Origin of the sequence: Mucilaginibacter sp. SG564, assembly GCF_013149275.1 — a bacterium.
Taxonomy (GTDB): domain Bacteria; phylum Bacteroidota; class Bacteroidia; order Sphingobacteriales; family Sphingobacteriaceae; genus Mucilaginibacter.
Genome location: NZ_JABGNA010000010.1, coordinates 18,260 through 38,223 on the forward strand (window position 1 = coordinate 18,260; position 19,964 = coordinate 38,223).

Genomic DNA, 19,964 nt, shown 5'->3' on the forward strand with positions numbered 1-19,964 from the left:
TTTGCAGATCGACAATAAGAGGATTCATTAAATAATGAATAATATGGATACAAGCACGCTGAACATAATGAACCGCTTTTTCGTTTAATTTGCTAATTAACAGCTTTGTGTTAACTCACGGGTAATAAAATGTATTACCTGTAATGCAAGGAAAAAGATGCTTTCAACCTTTATTTCAGCTTTTACCTGTCACCTAAAAAACAATAGGATAATTACTGGTGCATCCGGAGCATTAAAAAAAGGTCTATATGTATTTTGCTTTTTAATTTTTGCCTTTGGTAAAGCCCTTGCACAAGCTCCGCACATTATTCCTAAAACGGCTGTGAGATTGCAACTTGACGAAACCGGTCATAAAACCGTTGTGTTTACCGATGTTGCCGATGTCACGGGACTTGTCACAAACGGAACCACAGTGGTTAATACTCCAAATCTCGACTGTTCATCCCTTGGTGCACAAAGTATATCGGTAACAGCCAGCAATGGTACACCGGGTACAACGGTAACCCAATCCATACCGGTTATAGTTACCAGTAAACCAGTATTCCCAGATTATCATGATATAACCATCCCGGCAGATAATAGCTGCAATACGCTTTTGCCTGATTATACCACGATGTTTGTACCCCACGATATCTGTCCAAACGCTATACTTAGCATTAAGCAGGAGCCTCTTCCAGGTACTCCTTTAAACGTAAATCAACCAACTAATATAACGCTTACTGCCAGCGACCAGTTTGGTGGCATTACGGCTATTTTTTTTACAGTTACTTCTTATGCTATTCCGGTAATTTTCCCTCGCCCCGGACCTATAACACTTAAATTAAGCGAAAGTGGAGGCTACCAAGTACAGGTAGCAGATCTGGGCTCTCCATTTGTATGCGATGGCAGCACACTAACCAATACCATAAATCCTCAAAATTTAACTTGCGCCAATCTTGGCAATCAAACCATTACGCTCACTAGTAGTAATTTACGCCCTAATCCACAGGCTGTAACTTTTAGCGTACCCTCTGACGCGATAACCGACGCGGCCGGCAATATTTATGTAGCGGATGGTTATAGCTGCAGCATCAGAAAGATAGCGAGTGATGGCACCGTAACAACTTTTGCGGGTGGCAGTGGCTGTGGCTATGCCGATGGTAACGCCACTACGGCAAAATTTAAAGTACTTAACGGCATTACTATCGATCCTTCGGGGAACCTGTATGTAATTGACGAGAATGACCGCGTACGGAAGATAGCACCTGATGGTACCGTTACCACTATAGCAGGTAACGGGCAGAACCAAACTCTTGATGGACTGGGCACAGCCGCGAGCTTCCAGGATCCAAAAGGTATCACTATAGATGCTGCCGGTAATTTGTATATCACTCAGGGCGATTACCTGATCCGCAAGGTAACGCCTGGCGGAATGGTTACTACTATTACCGCGCCCTCCTCTGTTTCCAAATTAAACAACCCTGTAGGCGTAACTACAGATCCGCTCGGAAACTTATATATAACCGATTATACCAGCGCTATTAAAAAAATAGCTCCCGATGGAACCATAACCATAATAGCAGGTCATGACGGCTCGGGGTTTACGGATGGTATAGGTGCCGCGGCAAGCTTTAATCAGCCTAAAGGCATTACCAGGGACAATCTGGGGAATTTATATATAACTGATTCAAAGAATAACGCTATCCGCAAGATCGATCCATCGGGCAAGGTTATTACACTTGTACTGTCAACAACTAACCCCAACGATAAAGCTACTTTAAATAATCCTATCGGCATCAAATTGGATCCGTTTGGCAACCTCATCGTAGTTGATACCGATAATGAGCGTATTGTACGTATAACCCCTTCTGGGCAGCTTACCACCATTGCGGGGAATGGCATAGTTGGCAATAATAACGGCAATACCAATACACCCGCCATGCTGGGCGGTACGGTTTCTATCGATGTTCCGGTAACGGTATTAAGTTCTATTAACTCTACCTCTCCACAGGCGGGAATTACATCCACCATAAGTTCCGTGCCGGCCGATGCTACTGTATGTGCCGGCAAATCCATTGATTTTACGGCAACGATACCTAATGGCACTTCTGTTAACAGCTATCAATGGCAGGTAAACGGTGTTAGCGTCGGAACAAACCAGTCAACTTTTAGCAGTAACAATTTACAAAATGATGATGTAGTTACCTGCATTACAACCAATAACGCAAGTTGTACCGTACCGCAAACCAGTTTGCCCATACAAGTTCATATTAACCCTGCGCCGGGGATTGTTTTTGATCAAAACCCTACCATAAAACTGGGCGAAAGTGTTACGCTAAACCCACAGCTATCCGGAGATATCGTTTCTTTAAGCTGGTCGCCTTCATTTGGTCTTAATAGTACCACTACGCCATATCCGCTGGCATTTCCAGGTGTTACTACTACTTATTATCTCACGGCTACCTCATCGCTCAATTGCCAAACCATAGTACCGGTTACGGTTACCGTAATAAGCCCCATTCATATTCCCAATACATTTACACCCAATGGTGACGGCTTTAACGATGTATGGAAAATTGACGACCTGGTTAATTATCCAAATTGTACAGTTAACATATTTAATCGCTATGGACAGGCCTTATTTCATACCAACGGCTATGGCACGCCGTGGGATGGCACTTATCATGGCAGCCAGGTACCACCGGGTACTTACTATTATATCATCGACTTAAAAAATGGCAGTAAACCCTTATCCGGATGGGTGGCTATTATCCGATAATAGATTAACAATACTACAGATGCGCAAGTATATTGATCAGCTTGCCAAATGGATCACGTACATAAAAGCGCCTTACTCCCCATGGTTCGTCAACCGGTCCATATTCTATGCCGAATCCTGCTTTACGCACCCGTTCAATCGCAGCGTTAATATCATCAACTTCTATGGAAATATCCGGAACCGGCGTACCCGATCCCCCCTCAAATGCAAAGCTGATCTGGATGTTCATCTCTTCATCAGAGCCGTATGTTGCTATCCAGCCATGATCCATTATCAGATCAAGCCCTAATACCTCCTGGTAGAAACGTTTGGCTTCCGCAACATCAGGCGTGTTGATATTAGTAACAATTCGTTTTACTTTCATCGATATAATATATCTTAATTGGCTAATTGACTTCTTCTGGTGCTTAGCACAATTCCACCTAAAACTAAAACAGCACCAGCTATCTGCAAAATATTAATATGCTCATTTAAAAAAATAAGCGAAATGAGCAATCCAACTACGGGGTCAAGATTAGCAAAATTTCCAACCTGCGAAGCTGTTAACAACCGGAGAGACTTACTATAAAGAAAATAACATATACCGGAGGATACCGCACCAAGATACAGGATAACTAACCACGAATTAAGGTGAATAACAGGCCAACCTGTGTACCGGTTCTCAAATATGGCGGCTGGTAATAAACATGCTGAACCAACAAGGGTACTCAAGCTGGTTATTAATAAAGGGTTGAAATGGGCCGCTTTTTTGGACATAATAGTATATGCAGCCCAGGAAACTACAGCAACAATCATTAACAGATTACCGGTTATACTATTCCGCGTATCAGTGTTATTGTCGCTTGATAAAAAGCCGATCAGCATTACACCAATTAAAGAGGCAATTATCCCGATAACCTGCACAGCAGACAGTTTTTCTTTAAGGAATACAGCGGCAAATAAAGCTATACAAACCGGTATAAAGCCCTGTATTAAAGAACCTACTGACGCCGATGTCATTTGAGCCGAGAGATTGAAAAGGGTATAAAAGCAGGTAACGCCTGATAAACCCATAAATATGATGTAGGGCCAGGGTACACCTATCAAATAGGCTCTGATCGGCTTATCTTTAGTAATAAAAAAAGTAAGCAGTAAAGTAACAGCCCCCACAGAACAACGGCAAAAAGCAAGTGTTAACGGAGCAACATCATTGATAATGATCTTGGTTACAGGATAACTGCTTCCCCAAACAATCATAACAAACAATATGCTGCTTAGACCTATGAATTTCTTATTTAACATTTTTTCAAGATACCACTATTTGATAATTTGTGATAAATAATCAAACAAATGAGTATAATGACTGAGATGATATGACCATTAAGAATTTTTTAAAACAAAAAAGCGCCCCGTATCTCACCCCGGGACGCTGTATCAATATATTATATCAACTATATCTCAAAAAGAGTTTATCAATATCATAGGTTAATCAACCCTTCTAAAATCAATGTTAGTCAATTTTATACCTCCTGTGCCCAGATTATCCCCTCCGGATTTTATAACCAGCCAAACGGTACCAGCGTTAGGAAATGAAACCACATTACCACTGCCGGCACATTTAACGGCCGATAACAAACCGTTAAAAGGCGTGTTTCCACAACCTGTCCAGGTATTTAGTGCCATACGTATGCCACCGCTGTTATAATCTGTACCCTGAGTTGGCGCTACGGTGCTCAGGTAAACCTCAAACCAGGTATTGGTGGCACCCTGTCCCTTTACATTAAAATCAATTTTATAATTCTTATTGGCCCTAACCTGGAATGGCTGATAAACACCCTGATGCCCGCCGTTACCTCCTGCTGCCAATATGCTTCCGTCGTTATTAACCGTAAAGGTTACATTGTCATTCGAAGCGATCTTTAAAACCGTCCACTTGGTTTTATCAACCATATTAGTTATCGGAGTAACTGCATCCAGCAACTGGTCTACATTAAAATAAATAATGACCTTGTTCATATCGGTGTTTACCTCCTGCTTTGATGAGTTGGCTATTTTTATACCTAAGGCGGCCGTTTTTCCTCCATACTTTGACATAGAGGCTATCTTTATTTTAGGTATGATACTCCCTTTCATAATATGATTATCAAGCACAACAGAATCTTTTGGTGATATTGTATAATCAGCGGGATCAAGTATAACGGTATTGGCAGGCAAAGCACCTGATGAAACCAAACTTGCTATCGCCGCATTATCAACGCTCACATCTACCGTTAAAGCATTAAAATTAGACTCGCCGCCACGATAAACAGGCACAGAAAAATTAGCCGTCCCAGCCGTGCTGTCAACAACCAGTTTGCTGTCAGTAATTACGTCTACAAGTCCATTCGGCTTTTCGGCCTGGGGTAAATAAACTTTTACCGCCGGGTTTGATTTTACGCCTTCCAGGTATTCCTGTTTGCAGGAAGCGAGGATCAAAACCATGCAGGCAGCCCATTTTAATATTGATGATACATGAATTTTCATAAAATATTTTTTTAATTCTTAATATTTAAGAGGGATCATTATACTTTGTCTGCATAATGATCCGTATACTATTACCAACCTGGGTTTTGCTTCCAATTGGTTTTCGCGATCTCGCTTTGCGGAATCGGGAACCAATTCATTTTTTCGTCAAATACCCGTGCTTCCAATTGCTTAACTGCATAGCTATTTGAACCTCCGGTATTCGTGATCTCGATACGGCTTACCGGAGTTTTGAAATAAACGGAACCTTCTTTCCATCTGCGGACATCCCAGAAACGCTGATCTTCATAACTCAATTCCACATTACGCTCATGTTCAATAGCTTGTTGGCTCAGCGCTGTTAATACCGGCATTTTTACACGTTGCCTTACCTTGTTGAGGGCCTGTGAGGCAGTCATTCCATATCCTTGCGGATCGGCATCGGTGCCATAAGCATTATACATGGCCTCTGCATAATTCAACAGGAGCTCGCCGTACCTGAAATAGATCCAGGCATGATTGGCTGTAGTGTTATTAACTAAATCGATAGATTGATTGACCCATTTTGACAGGTAGTAGCCTGTTTTAGTGGCATTTTGTTTTGGCAAACCACTATTACCACCGGTAAATGTTTCGATAGCGGTAGATTTAAATGTAGATCCATTATATACCACGGTGGCAGCAAAACGGGGGTCACGGTTCTGATAGGGGTTTGCAGCCTGATCCGGATTATTCCAGCTAAAGGGCACCGCACCGGTTATATTACCCGAGCCGTCCTTTTGAAGCACTTCAAAACTCTCTACAAAGTTTTCAGTCGGTGCAATACTCTTACCTCTGCTATTCTGAAATGCAATTGGGTAATTAGCATATTCCACAGTATTGATAGCACCATAACGCCTATAAAATATAAGCTCGGCGGAGGTTGTGCTATTTGCTCCATATAAATTGGCATAATTAGCATCGAGCGAATAGGTGCCCAAAGCTATTACATCATGTGCAGCAGCAGCAGCCTGGGCCCATGTTACCGTTGAACCATTATCTTTAAAAAGCGGGCTGGCCCCGTATAACAAAGCTTTTGCTTTTAGCGCCTTTATTGCCCCTTGCGTAACACGGCCTGCCTCATACCATGAATAAGGGCTCAGGTTAGCAGGTATAATAGCTGCCGACTTATCGCATAAGGAAACAATATATTTTAGACACTCGTCAAGAGAGTTTCTTTGTGCATTTTTCCAGGTGTTGGCATCATCATAATCAAACGGCTGATCAAAAATAGGTACACCTCCATAACGCTTAACCAACTCGAAGTAGAAAAACGCTTTTAAAAAAAGTGTTTCGCCTTCCATAAATTTAATGTTATTCCGGGCGTTAAAATAAGCGGTTGAATCTGTCGATGTGATCTTATCTTTAATATAGGAAATATCAACCGCGCTTTTATTTTTCAGGTAAAGATTGGCTTGTCTTATGCCTTTAAAGTTCCGGGCCCAAACATCAGCAGGGTTATTGTACTGATTCCAGGTACCGGTGTTATAGATTTGCGATGTATCTAAAGGGTTGGTCGCTTCTGCATTATCGGTAGCTGCCTCCATATCCAGGTTGGCAAAGCCATCGGGCAGGTAACTATAAGTATTCCAAACCTGTTGCTGTACATAGGTATAGTTGCTGTAAAGTTTATCAACAGTAACACCGGCCTGTAAAGTTTGCACATCCAGATAATCACGCTTACAGGAGTAAAGCAGCGTACCCATGGCCAGTAATGCTATTATATATCTATTTTTTTTCATTTCCTTGTAATTACAATTGTTTATACTACAATTTCACTTTCATTCCAAAACTTACAGTTTTCATTAAAGGATATCCCATCGAAAGGCGTTCGGCCTCCAGATCATCAATTTTATCCCATGTAAATAAGTTGGTTCCATTGACAAATACCCGTACAGCATCAAGTTTCTTTAAAAAACCTTTTTGAGGTAAGGTATAGCCCAGCTCAACACTCCGAAGTTTTAGAAAATTGCCATTGCGCATCCAGAAATCAGAAGCCTGGGTGTTATTGGCATTGCTCAAGGTGGAGAGGCGTGGTGATGTAGCCGTAGTAGCATTTTCAGGAGTCCAGCTGTTTGCAGAAAATGCGGTAATGTTATTGTTGTTTACAAATGGTTTAATATAATAAGGCGCATCATCAAGCAAACTCACTGTACGGTGCATTACACCCTGCAGATAGGCATCGAAATCAAATCCTTTAAATTTGAAACCCAGGTTAAAGCCGATAGTAATTTCGGGGAGTTTGGTGTAATTTAAAGGAACTTTGTCATAATCATTGATGATACCATTGCCGTCCTGATCGGCGAATTTTAGGTCGCCTGGTTTAACATTGGTATAAGATGAGGCCGGTACCCCTTGCTTTAAGTTACCGTTAGCATCAAAATCAGACTGCTGGTAGAAACCCTTGAAAACTAATCCGCGCATTTGGTCAAGAGGATAGCCCTGGGTGTACAGGTAATTATAAGGCTGTGGGGCTTCAGATCTCTTGGTTATTTTATTCCGGGCAAAGGCTACCGATCCACCAACATAGTATTCAAAATTGCGATGCTTTTCATCAAATTTAAGAGAAGCCTCAATTCCTTTATTATGAACTTCGCCAGTATTAGCATATTGCAAGTTAAAGCCAGTATAATCAGGCACACCAGCTGATGGGATCTCAAGGATGCCGGTACGTTTTTCTGTAAATACGTCAATTGTACCCGAAAACTTTTTCCATAACACCCAATCAACACCAATGTTAAGCGTGGTTTTCTTCTCCCAGGCAGCATCGGCATTGGTAAAGGGGCCTTCTGCCAAACCTCCGTGATAGGTATTAGCAGTCCCCGTTATCCATCCGGGAGAACCTACTGCAAATTGTTGATACAGAAACCTGTAATTCTCGTTGATATTACCTGTGGAGCCGTAAGAAGCTCTTAATTTCAGAAAATTGATGACACTGTTATCTTTCAAAAAGTCTTCCTTAGATACTATCCAGCCCAAACCAACAGCGGGGAAAAAGCCATACCGGTTACCGGGTGCAAAATCAGCAGACCCGTTGTATGCGGCGGAAAAATCAACAATGTACTTTTGATCATAATCATAGGTTAAATCACCTGATAAGCCTTGCGTACGTACCTGGTAAGTTAAACCGTTGTGACTATAGCCCTGTCTGCGGGCCATGATCATACCTGTAAAAGTATGTTTGCCAAAACTCCGATCGTAATCAAAGCCAACCTGTACGGTTGTCCGGTTCCAGAATGGGCCACCGTTATCATTACTTGACTGGCTGATGGTGCCTATTGTTTTATAAACAACTTTCCCTCCTGATATTACCGGCTGATCATTTGCATCTTTTACAATTTCATAAGAAGGCACCGAGAAAAGCTTTTGATACACACCAACATACTGATTACTAAATGCAACCAGTCCGCGCAAATCCAGGCCTTTGGTTATAGCATCCAGTTTCTGTGTAAAGCTAAAGGTGGTTTGAAGGGTGCGGGTATGGGAACTGTATACCCCGTTTTGTTGTAAAAGCTGAACCGGGTTAAAATTATATACAGAGTTATTGCCCCATGAACCATTCGGGTTTTTTACCGGGAAGGCCGAAGCGGGTAAATACATCAGCGCATTGAACACGTCACCGGCGGCAAAGCCTGATGGTGTATTTCTATCTTCGGTTATGCCGCTGATATTGGCCATTACCGAGAGATTCTTGTTCAGTTGTAACTCTACATTGGCCCGAAGGTTCAGTTTGGTATACTTTGCATTTGTGCCAAAGTCTTTGTCGATGATATCGGCATTTTTATATAAACCTTCAAAGTTGGTATAGTTCATCAGCACGTAATACTTGGCTGTGGCATTGCCACCCCTGAAAGAAAAATTGTAATCCTGAATAGTTGATGTTTTTTTAAGCAGTTCATCATACCAGTTCACATTAGGGTGATATGGATCATTAGACGCCTTATATAACTCAGGATTAGGATATTTGATAGGCAAGCCATCATTTTTGAGTGCCTGATTGTAACCTGTTGTATAGCCATAAGCATCCATTACTGTAGGCAGATCGATAGCGCTGAGTATTCCATACCGGCCATTAACGGTTATCTGGGTTTTAGGTATCACCGCACCTCTTTTAGTTTTGATGCTTAATACACCTGCTCCACCCTGTAAACCATAAACGGCCAGTGCCGACGCATCTTTTAACAGGGTTACCGATTCTATTTCATAGGCTGATAAACCACTTATAGCTCCCATATCAACCTGTGATCCATCCAGGTAGATGAGTACCTGGTTCCCGGCTATATTCCAGCTGCTTTGGCCACGCACATAAAGTGTGGGGTTATCGTAGCCTGGCTCGCCAGATCCGGTTACTACGGTTAAGCCAGGAATCCGCCCCTGAAGTGTGTTTAATAAATTACCTACGGTCATGTGGGTCAGATCTTCACCCGGAAGGGTAAAAACCGCGCCTGTATTTCTCCAGGATCTTTCAGTTTTTATTCCACCATCAATTATGGCTTTTGTAGCATTATTGCTGTTTCTAGTGGAATCTGCCTGAGTAACATTCGTAGTTTGCGCGTTAGCGGCAGAAAAACTACAGAACGTAAAAATCCATGCAAAAAGGGTTATATATTCTTTTTTCATTTTTCTCATTACTTGTTAATGTGTATAGCTGATTACCACCCTGGATTTTGTCCATCCCACGCCTTCGTACCCAGATATCTTAAACTGATCTCTTTACTTGGGAACGGAACGTAATAGTATTTTGCAGGAAATACTCTGGCAACAAAAGGCACTACCTGCCAGGTTCGTTTTAATTGCCCGTCTGCGCCCTTCCTGGCAGTGGTTTGTATACCATGCAAAGTGCCGTTTAATACCGATTTTGCTTTCAGCCAGCGGTTAAGGTCATTATACCGGTGGCCTTCATAAGCCAATTCAATAGTACGCTCATTTTGGATAGCATCCCTGAATGAACTGGCATCAGCAGGGTGCTTCTCAGGCATTCCGGCCCTTACCCTGATCAGATTAAGATAATTGGTAGCATCGCCGCCCGGACCCTGGTATTCATTCAAGGCTTCGGCATAACTTAAATAAAATTCAGCTAAGCGAAATACAGGCCAGGCCAGGTGATTGTCGGTCATGTTATCTACACGGGCAACAAACTTGTATACCTCTGTGGCATAACCATCAACCCCGGCATCACTGCTGGCTAAATTACCATCGGTTGGATAATCGCCTTTTTTATAATAAGCTAAAACACCACGCTGGCTGCTATAGTACATTCCATCGTAAGCAATAGTCTGGTAAAAGCGGGGGTCGAGATCAAGGGCCTTAATATCAACCGGTAAATCGGCGCCAGTAGCGGGCAGAGTCCATTTGGTACCATTCTTCTTTTCATATTGTTGTATGAACTCAACAGGTACGTTGTTTTTAACCCCCCACTGAGCCAAACGTAGCTTTGAGGATAAATACTGTCCCCATACAAAGCCACTACCCGCCTGATTGGCTGTGTTCACCAATATCATTTCCTGATTAGCAAATACGTTCCATACCGATTCGTAGTCGCCAAGTGTGGCATAGGTTTCTCCGGTTGTTAAAGGTTTCCCGGTATTGAATAACGATACTCCAGCGCCTCCCGCATTGTCTATTACATCTTTACAGGCCTTGGCCGCTTTATTCCAACGCTCCTGATCATAATTTGGATAAGCCAATACGGTATCACGGCTATCGCCAAAACGAGCACCTGCTACTTCCGCTTTTAAATTGGCCGGTGTGTTATAAAGCGGACTTGCAGCATACAACAATATCCTGGCTTTTAATGCAAGGGCAGCCAGCTTGGTAACCTTTCCAAAATCGGCAGAGGGACGGGTAGCGGGCAGCATGCCTGCAGCCTGATCGCACCATTTAACAACACTGTCAACTACTGATTGTACTGAACTGCGCGGTACTGCGATCTTCGAGTCTCCTTCTAAAGCTTTATTTACAATAGGGATACCTCCATAATATCTGAATGCTTCAAAATGCTGCATGGCACGGCAAAAAAGAGCCTGGCCTTTTACATCCGTCTTCCAATTTTCATCAGCATCCGCAACTTTGTTGATATTTTTCAGTACCAGGTTGGCCTGTCTTATACCTTTATAGTGCCAACCATATCCCGGGCCATTATCTGCGCCAAAACCATAGTCGCAGTTAGCATCGGCGCTCATGTTACCGGTAATATATGTCCCTGTACCAATGGTATTTGAAGCCCAGTCATAAGCCGGGTGTATGATATAAAGCTGATCTGTAATAGCTTCAGGACGGCAACCATCATAAGTTTGAGGAAAATAGCCTCTTACACATAGATAATACATTTCTGCCACCGCATACTGTGCCTGGTTTTTGCTATCAAAAATAGTATCAACGGTTACTGATCCTCCTTTGGGTTTCTCCAGAAAGCTTTTTTTACAGCTTGTTATCGACAAACCACCTATAACCGCCATTAAAAGCAATAGGAGTATATTTATTCTTTTCATCATTTAGCTATTAATTGATTAAAAATTAACATTTAAACCCGCGTTATAAGTTCGGGTTAACGGATAGCCGATGTAGCCTAGATTTTCGGGATCGCCCCATATTTTATTAGGAGACCATGTGTACAAATTCAGCCCATTCACATAAAAACGCGCAGATTTAATACCCACTTTTTTCAAAAAGCTTGGTTTTAGCGTGTACCCTATCTCCATATTTTTTAATCGCAGGTACGATGTGCTTTTCAGGAAAAAAGTGCTATAGGCCGCCGCCTGATTATAGGCAGCAATAGGGAAATCGATCCTGTCGCCATTATCATAGCGTTCCTGAGTAAAGCGGTTCAGATCGACATCAAAAAGCGATTGCTGCTTGTTGAAGTGTAACTCCTGCATAGCGTATTTAGCTACACCACCCACACCCTGCAACAATGCAGAAAAGTCGAATCCTTTATAGTTGAAACCAAATGAAAGACCGTAACTCAATTCTGGGATATCGGTTTTACCAGTACGCACATAATCTTTTTCGTTAATGATACCGTCGCCGTTAACATCCACCAGTCTAACCTCGCCCGGTTGCAAAGGCGCCCCGGCATAACCCAGATCTTTCTGATAAACCGGTTGCCCCGAAGAGTTTACATAAGGCTTCCCGTTTTTATCCAATGCCCTAACCGGACTTGACAGTATTGGATTACCATTACCATCAATGGCATAGAGTTGCGCCCATGAAGTATACAATCCATTAGCCTGCAGATATGATCCCTGATTGATAGGGCGACCGGTAGCCGCATTATACTCTTGACCGGGTGCAACAGCCTCATCCTGGAAAATAATTTTGTTTTTGTTGGTTGAGGCATTACCTTTTACCCACCAGGTAAATTTGCCGGGCTTACTATTATAAGTAATCTCTATCTCGTTACCCCAGTTTTTAACCTCACCCAGGTTGTATGGAGGCAAGGTTGCCTGAACAATGCCCGGAACGCTTCCTCTGTAAGAAAGGATATTTTTACGATGCTCGTTAAAATGATCAAAGGTAACGGTAACTCGCTCGTTAAACAGGTGTGCCTCTAAACCTATATTTGATTTAGTAGCAACTTCCCAGGTAACGTTTGGATTACCCAATACACTTTCCATGGCTCCCTGAACTGTATTGCGGTCGTTTAATGTCCCAAAGGTGTAGCTGTCGCCATATTTCCAGGTATCTGGCAGGTATAGGTAGCGAGCTAATTGCGGAGGGTTGCTACCAGGTATATATATACCATCGTTACCCACTTTACCTAAACTACCCCTGATTTTCAGATAGGTTACATAATCGGTTTTGGGAAAGAAGGATTCGTTACTGGCTATCCAGCCTAATGAGTAAGCCGGCAGGAAACCAAATCTTTTACCTTCGGGAAAATTTTCAGAACCGTTATAACCCATGTTATACTCAGCCAGGTATCTGTTGTCGTAAGCATAGGTTACCCTTGCAGCCGCGCCTTCATAAGCATGCGGAAGATCGGGTACATAGGTCGGATCATACCGTTTCTCGGCATTCGCCAATATCAAACCTGAAACAGCATGCTTTTTGGCAAAAGTGTGATTGTAATTAATTGAGAATTCCCCATATAGTTTACGCCATTTTTGGGTATAATAATCAGTTGATCGCATAGGTGCAACATCATTAGTGAGTTGTACCAGAATAGGGTTTAACTTATCGCCATTAGGATTAGGCCTTACTCCATATAGTAATGGAGTATATTTTCCATAGGAGCGATCCTGAAAATAACTATCATAAGCACCTCTGGCATTGACAGACAAACCTTCGGTAATAAAATTGAGTTTGTGTGTTAATTTAATAGAAGAGTTTAAAGTACTATTGGTATTGATATTATAATTGTTGCTGTTGGCAATGGCATATAACGGGTTGAGCTGTTCGTTCTGATTGCTAAAAGGCACTACAAATTTACCATTGATGATACCAGGAGACCCAAGCGGTGACGACCATAGAATACGTTTTTCCCAGGTATACTCGTCATTATCCATACCTGTTATGGTTACATACTGCGTAGCAATATCAACCGATACTCTGAAGTTTTTGTTGACATCAAAATCAAGATTTGAACGCAAATTGTAGCGTTTTTTCTTGAACTGCATATCATCACCAAAAGGCATGTAATCTGTATTAAATAAGCCCCCTTGTTTAAGATAACCTAAGGACACAAAGTATTTTACAGATGGAGTACCTCCGGTGATGTTAACATTGTACTGTGTTTGTGGCGTAAACTTATTGAAGATCTGTTTTTTCCAATCCTGATCAGGGTGCCCATATGGATCATAATAAGGGTTTGGTTTACCATTAACAGTTGGTGTATGCGCATTCTGATAATATTTCAGATCCTCTGGCGAGTAATAGATGGTAGCCTCTTTTATCCAGTTAGCATCTCTTTTCTGAGCAAAATCGCTCCATGTTTTTATATCAGCGTCTTTGGAGTGCTGAATCCAATAATTTTCATAACTCTGCTCATTTAATAATGATGCGTATTGATATGAATTAACAAAATTGGGCATGCTGGAAAATTGTGATATAGCCGTTTGAGCCGTACCGCTTACTTTCGGAGCGCCTTCTTTACCGCGCTTGGTGGTGATCAGGATGACACCATTGGCACCACGAACACCATATACTGCCGTGGCAGAAGCATCTTTAAGTATGCTTACTGTTTCAACCTCGTTGGGGTCGATATCGTTATAGGTATCGCGGGCAACACCATCAACCATGATCAATGGAGCGGTTACACCGGTATAGGTTCCAACACCACGCACGTACAAGGTTGAGTTGTCATCACCTGGTTTACCTGAAGTTTGAATAGCGGTTAAACCAGATAAGCGACCGGCTAACGCGTTACTCAAGTTCGCGGTTGGTGATTGCACCAGATCTTTGGTACCAATAGAGGTAATGGCTCCGGTAACAGATTCTTTCCTTTGCGTGCCATAACCTACTACTACAACTTCGTTCAGATCCGTTGGGTTATCTTCGAGTGTTATATTGAGTTGTGGTTTACCATTAAGCGGTATTTCTCGTGTTACAAACCCAACAAAGCTAAAAACCAGTATGGCATTATCATCGCTCACATTAATGCTGTAATTTCCATTATTGTCCGTCACAACACCTGTTTTTGTGCCCTTCTCCTTAATTGTTACCCCGGGCAAGGGAAAACCCTTATTATCGGTAACTTTTCCCGTGACTTTTTTCGGGGGCTTTATATTATCGTTCTGGCCTGTTTTTTTACTGATTAATATGGTTTTATTTTCAATTACATAGGTGAGTAATTGATTCTCAAAACACATATCAAGTGCCTGTTTTAAAGGGACGCTTTTTAGATCAAGACTTACAGGCTTGGCAAACTTCAAATCATCTGAGTTATATAAAAAATCATAACCAGTTTGATTTTGTATTTGCTCAAATACTTCTTTCAGATTGCTTTTTTCAGCCTTCAATGTAACCTTCTGCGCATAAGTTGCTGCTGTTACCTGTAAAAAAGTGGCCGTTAGCAAAATCAGGGTTAGTTTCATGATAAGCACAGGTTTATATAGGCACCCACGTTGTTTGCCGCAAGTAAATGCAGTAAAATTTTTATACATTTGAATGTCAGTTTATTAATTAAGTGGTTGTATTCGCTGCAATTAATTTCATTATCTGTCATAGCCAGATCGTGGCTGACACCAGGGGCGGTCCGAAACGCTCCTGGTTTACTTCCAGATAATAATATGTGAGAAATTGGAATGTAGATTTATTGCATAACTATAATCCTCCTTCCTGTAATTTTAAAGTGTACCTTTCCTATTTTTTCCAGATTATTCAACAATTCTTTAATGCTTTTAGAGCGGTAAAATGTGCCCCCAAAACGCAGGTTCTCAAAGCTGCCCTGATACTCGATATCCACATCATACCAGCGTGATAACTTTTTCATGATGGTATTAATGTTGTCATCATTAAATACGAAATATCCATTTTTCCAGGCCATAACCTGATTGATGCTGGCATCAGCGACACTAATCAAATCGGCATTGTTCCTTATTACAGCCTGCTGACCAGGTGCCAATAAACGTTGTTTACTATTTTTTGTAATCAGAACAGAGCCCTCCAACAAAGTAGTAGTTAGTTCGGCATCATCATTATAGGCAGCGATATTGAAATGTGTGCCTAAAACTTTCACACATACATTATTAGCACACACGTAAAAGGGCTTATCCTTATTTTTAGCGACTTCAAAATAGGCTTCACCGGTAAGCTTCACATGTCTTTCGTTGCCCGCAAACTCAATCGGGTAACTCAAAGAAGAAGAAGAGTTTAACCACACATTGGTACCATCAGGAAGCTTTACTTTATATTCACCTCCGCGGGGGGTAGTCAAGGTATTATATACGGTATCGGTACTGGGGACTGTTTTATTATTGTCTGCCTGCGTGTTATAAACAAGGCCTTCGTTATGTGCTTTATTAATTACTGTACGACCTGATTTTGTTAGCGTTCCGTCGGCTACATTATCCAATAAAATAACTTTTCCATTGGCCAGTGTTAATGTTGCTTTGGTGCTGCCCGGTAGAATTTCAGAAGATTTAGCCGCAGCCAGATTATCCTGATTTGTTACTTTATGATATCCGTTAAATAAAAAATAAAAGCCAACAGTACTAAAAAAAATAAGGATGGCCGCAACTTTTATCCAATTGTTGTACCATTTACTTACAGGCTTATCCTCATCCTGTTCATCAGTCTGGTTTATAAACCTGGCATCAGATTTAATGCGCTCCAAAATTTTTTTAGCCTGAAAACGATTAAATTCCGGCCCTTCTTCCAGTGCCAATAACCGTTCGTCTATTGCTTTAGCTATTTCGTCCGGATCGTTATTACGCAGATAATCAAGCAACTCAATACAGTCAGTATCAGTTATTGTATTATTAAAATACTGTTGTAATAAACGCTCGAGTTTATCCTTGTTCATATACTATGGTTTATATTACCCCAGAACGGGGTTGGTATGTAGAGAACACACTAACCAGAGGATAGGACTAGTCAGAAATAAAAAAAATTTATATCCAGAAAAACAGAACTAAAAAATAGATGAGGTCTGAGTATTGCAAATGAGATTTTAAAGTTTTGAGCGCCTCCACCATATGATTTTTTACAGTATTGGGCGATATATGTAATTGATCGGCTATTTCTTTGTGCGACAGGTGTTCTACGCGGCTCAGTCTGAATATCAGCTGCTGTTGCTTTGGCAATTTTTTAATGATCTTTTCTGTAAACTGCTCCAGTTCGTTTACCAGCAGATCTTCTTCTGTATCATTATGCATAGTTGCTATACGTCCGATCAATTTATCGGCGAATTCTCTCGACTGGTAAATTTGCCTTAGCGCATTTAGCGATAATCTTTTGGCTATTACATAAATGTATAGCCACATATTTCCTTCGGGATTCAGTTTCTCTCTGCTCATCCAAAGATTTATAAAACACTCCTGAACAATCTCCTCACTTTGTTCTCTGTCTTTTAAAAACCTGAATGCCAGTCTGTAAACTTTTTCACAGTACATTTCATAGATAGCATCAAATGCAGACTCTTCGCCTGCAATCAATTGCTGAATTTGATTACCGTTAATAATTTTATGCACTTTACTATTTAAGTTTATAGTTAATTGGGACCTAAATATAGATAGGAATTTTTGATATTACCATTCACTTTTTTATTTATGTACCACTACATTAACACTACCAGAAAAAAATATTAAAAACATTAACCTAATAATAAGTTAAAGCATACATCACATACAACAATTAGGAATCATTAGCTCATTGAAGCAGTTAATAGTATACTTTGTTGAGATTTGATGTTCATAATTTGTAATTTGGCCATACAAATTTGATTGATGATCTATGATCAATTTAACAGAGCGACACCAGTATATTATCAATAAAATGCAAAAGGAAGGCTATGTTGAGGTAGTTGACCTGTGTAAAGAATTGAAAGTTTCTTCCGTAACCATCAGGAAGGATCTGAAATATCTGGAAGAAAAACACTTGCTTTTTCGCACGCATGGCGGTGCTACACAAAGCAATCCCTACACTACAGATAAGCCGGTAAACGAAAAGGAAAAAATAAATTCGAACGAAAAAATGCGTATCGGGGCAGCGGCTGCTAGTTTGATCGGGGTTAATGATTCCATCATCCTGGCTTCGGGCACAACCATACAAGCTTTTGCAAAAAGCATACAAGCCAAAGAAGCCCTTACTGTTATTACTTCTTCATTAAATGTAGCCATTGAATTAATCCATACTCCGGGAGTTGAAGTACTGCAACTGGGTGGAATGATCAGAAAAAGTTCCTCATCTGTAATGGGTGCTTATGCGGAAAACATCCTGAAAGATTTCTTTTGCAGCATGCTGTTTCTGGGAGTTGATGGTATTGATATTGAATACGGCCTCACCACCACCAATGCCATGGAAGCGCATTTAAACAAACAAATGATGGCCATTTCAAACAAAACCATTGTACTGGCCGATTCAACCAAATTCGGGAAACGCGGCTTTGGTAAAATATGTAATATTGATGAAATAGATCAGATCATTACTGATGAGCAGGTATCGGATCATGTAGTAAACACACTGGAAAGCGCGGGCGTAACTGTTACCATTGCATAATTCTTAAACACGTTTCAACAAAAAATCCCACTTAGTTAAGTGGGATCGGTTTTATACCTTAAGAACATCTTATTATTCCCTTATCGTGGTTTTATCTTCCAAGGCCATACGGGCAATTTCATCTTTACGTTTAAAGGCAACACCGGGCTGCTGTTTGATATATTTAATGATATCGCTTGCAGCTTTAACCATTTGCGGACTACCCCCAATACGATCATGAAAACTGATTGACATTTGCCTGCGCTTATATTCTGATTCGGCGTAAAGCTGATCAAATTCCATTTTAATCTGGTTAACAAATTGATCTGCCGAAAAATTCTTTCCTTCTATCAGCATGATATCGTTGCATCTAAGCGTATATGGAATAACTGCAAAATCTTTACCACTTACCTTAATAATAAAAGGTTCATCGCGGCTCAGATCATCAATATGATAAACGAAGCCTAATTCCTGCAATATTTTCAGCGTGTTTTCGCCCCTTCTCAACCAATTGGCGTTATATCCGATGGCATCAAAACCCGTCACTTTTTTTATAGCATTAACACCATCTTTAATAAACCTCTTTTCTTCTTCATAGCTCATGGTGTATTCTGTCGCCCAATTCATGCCATGTGCTGCAGCTTCATGCCCCCGCTGTACTATTTCTTTTGCCAACTGCGGGTTTTTTAAAACCGCTGTACCTACCATATGCGAGGTTACTTTAATGCCCAGCTTATCCCAATTATCAAGCATCCGGGGGATACCTTCTTTGTAGCCATAAGCAAACCAGGTTGCTCCCGGCAAATCAATGAAACCTTTTTGCATATTCTGAGGGAAAGGGCTTTCGGCATTATCCGGTTGCCCACCAGCCTCAAACTGCATGGATATGGAAACGACCAGGCGGGATCCATCGGCCCAATGTGTTTTAGGTTGGGCTTGCTGTCTGTTTTGTAAAAGGTTAATTGCGGTGGCGGGTTGAACAGCACCGGCCAAACCCAAAATACCGCTCTTTTTAATAAAATCTCTACGGGTATCCATGGCTTAGTGTTGCTTTAAAAATAGTTGATCGATCGCTAAGGTGTTACTATTGATAAATTGCAACAGTATGGTAAAAAAGGCAACATGGATAAGTTGAGATGGCAAGACCTCCCAATTCTCAATCATACAACTTCCCAGAATAAGTGTGATCATTACCAGGCTACCGGCGATGAGGGCCGGTTTTGTAAATAAACCGGTAACTAGTAGCAGACCGATGATGAATTCGGCAATAGGCAATACATAACTGAAGGGGATTACCAGTGCCTGAGGTAATATAGATTTGACAAAGCTGCCCACCATCCAATGACTAAAGGTTTGAAGCTTGGGCAGGCGCACCAACCCATGACCTAACATGCTGGTACCAATGGCCAGCCGGAGTAATAAAAAACTGCTTGTATTCATAACTATTGTTATTTATGAATACAAAGTTGCGTCGCATTAGCGCAATAAACTTGTAGATATAAAGGATTGATCTGCAATTTTAAAGGTATGGAAACATGCCATTTCCATA

Annotated in this window: 13 protein-coding genes; 2 read left to right on the plus strand and 11 right to left on the minus strand. The window is 41.2% G+C overall.

Going from position 1 to position 19,964, the window contains the following annotated elements; all coding sequences use genetic code 11:
* Positions 1-322: 322 nt before the first annotated feature.
* On the plus strand, positions 323-2,758 hold the full coding sequence (locus tag FHW89_RS21675) for a gliding motility-associated C-terminal domain-containing protein (protein WP_172337150.1): 2,436 nt from the start codon (positions 323-325) through the stop codon (positions 2,756-2,758).
* A gap of 13 nt (positions 2,759-2,771) precedes the next feature.
* Here the strand turns inward: FHW89_RS21675 and FHW89_RS21680 are convergent, their stop codons facing one another.
* The 9 genes from FHW89_RS21680 to FHW89_RS21720 form a co-directional block, all read right to left on the minus strand.
* The gene (locus FHW89_RS21680) at positions 2,772-3,122 is read right to left on the minus strand and encodes a VOC family protein (RefSeq protein WP_172337151.1); all 351 of its coding nucleotides are present in this window, start codon (positions 3,120-3,122) and stop codon (positions 2,772-2,774) included.
* Positions 3,123-3,136: 14 nt separating this feature from the next.
* Positions 3,137-4,039 (minus strand): DMT family transporter, encoded by a 903-nt coding sequence (locus FHW89_RS21685; protein ID WP_172337152.1) that lies wholly within the window; start codon positions 4,037-4,039, stop codon positions 3,137-3,139.
* 183 nt (positions 4,040-4,222) lie between these two features.
* Positions 4,223-5,260, minus strand: a complete 1,038-nt coding sequence (locus FHW89_RS21690) for a DUF1735 domain-containing protein (protein ID WP_172337153.1) — start codon at positions 5,258-5,260, stop codon at positions 4,223-4,225.
* Between the two features lie 71 nt (positions 5,261-5,331).
* Positions 5,332-7,020, minus strand: coding sequence for a RagB/SusD family nutrient uptake outer membrane protein (locus tag FHW89_RS21695; RefSeq protein ID WP_172337154.1), 1,689 nt, complete (start codon positions 7,018-7,020; stop codon positions 5,332-5,334).
* Between the two features lie 25 nt (positions 7,021-7,045).
* Positions 7,046-9,898, minus strand: a complete 2,853-nt coding sequence (locus FHW89_RS21700) for a SusC/RagA family TonB-linked outer membrane protein (protein ID WP_172337155.1) — start codon at positions 9,896-9,898, stop codon at positions 7,046-7,048.
* Between the two features lie 32 nt (positions 9,899-9,930).
* A complete protein-coding gene (locus FHW89_RS21705) occupies positions 9,931-11,772 on the minus strand; it encodes a RagB/SusD family nutrient uptake outer membrane protein (protein WP_253952287.1) in 1,842 nt (613 codons plus the stop codon).
* Positions 11,773-11,787: 15 nt separating this feature from the next.
* A complete protein-coding gene (locus tag FHW89_RS21710; RefSeq protein ID WP_253952288.1) occupies positions 11,788-15,312 on the minus strand; it encodes a TonB-dependent receptor in 3,525 nt (1,174 codons plus the stop codon).
* Positions 15,313-15,530: 218 nt separating this feature from the next.
* Entirely contained in the window at positions 15,531-16,742 is a 1,212-nt protein-coding gene (locus FHW89_RS21715; RefSeq protein ID WP_172337157.1) for a FecR family protein, read from the minus strand.
* Positions 16,743-16,830: 88 nt separating this feature from the next.
* Positions 16,831-17,409 carry an RNA polymerase sigma-70 factor gene (locus tag FHW89_RS21720; protein WP_172337158.1) on the minus strand — a complete coding sequence of 193 codons (579 nt, stop codon included), beginning with the start codon at positions 17,407-17,409 and terminating at the stop codon, positions 16,831-16,833.
* Between the two features lie 262 nt (positions 17,410-17,671).
* On the opposite strand from FHW89_RS21720, the gene FHW89_RS21725 reads away from it, so the two are divergent.
* Positions 17,672-18,436: a DeoR/GlpR family DNA-binding transcription regulator gene (locus FHW89_RS21725; protein WP_172337159.1), complete on the plus strand. Its 765-nt coding sequence runs from the start codon at positions 17,672-17,674 to the stop codon at positions 18,434-18,436.
* 72 nt (positions 18,437-18,508) lie between these two features.
* Here FHW89_RS21725 and FHW89_RS21730 read toward each other — a convergent pair whose 3' ends face one another.
* Entirely contained in the window at positions 18,509-19,453 is a 945-nt protein-coding gene (locus FHW89_RS21730; RefSeq protein ID WP_172337160.1) for a polysaccharide deacetylase family protein, read from the minus strand.
* A gap of 3 nt (positions 19,454-19,456) precedes the next feature.
* Positions 19,457-19,855 carry a DoxX family protein gene (locus tag FHW89_RS21735; protein ID WP_172337161.1) on the minus strand — a complete coding sequence of 133 codons (399 nt, stop codon included), beginning with the start codon at positions 19,853-19,855 and terminating at the stop codon, positions 19,457-19,459.
* Positions 19,856-19,964: the final 109 nt, after the last annotated feature.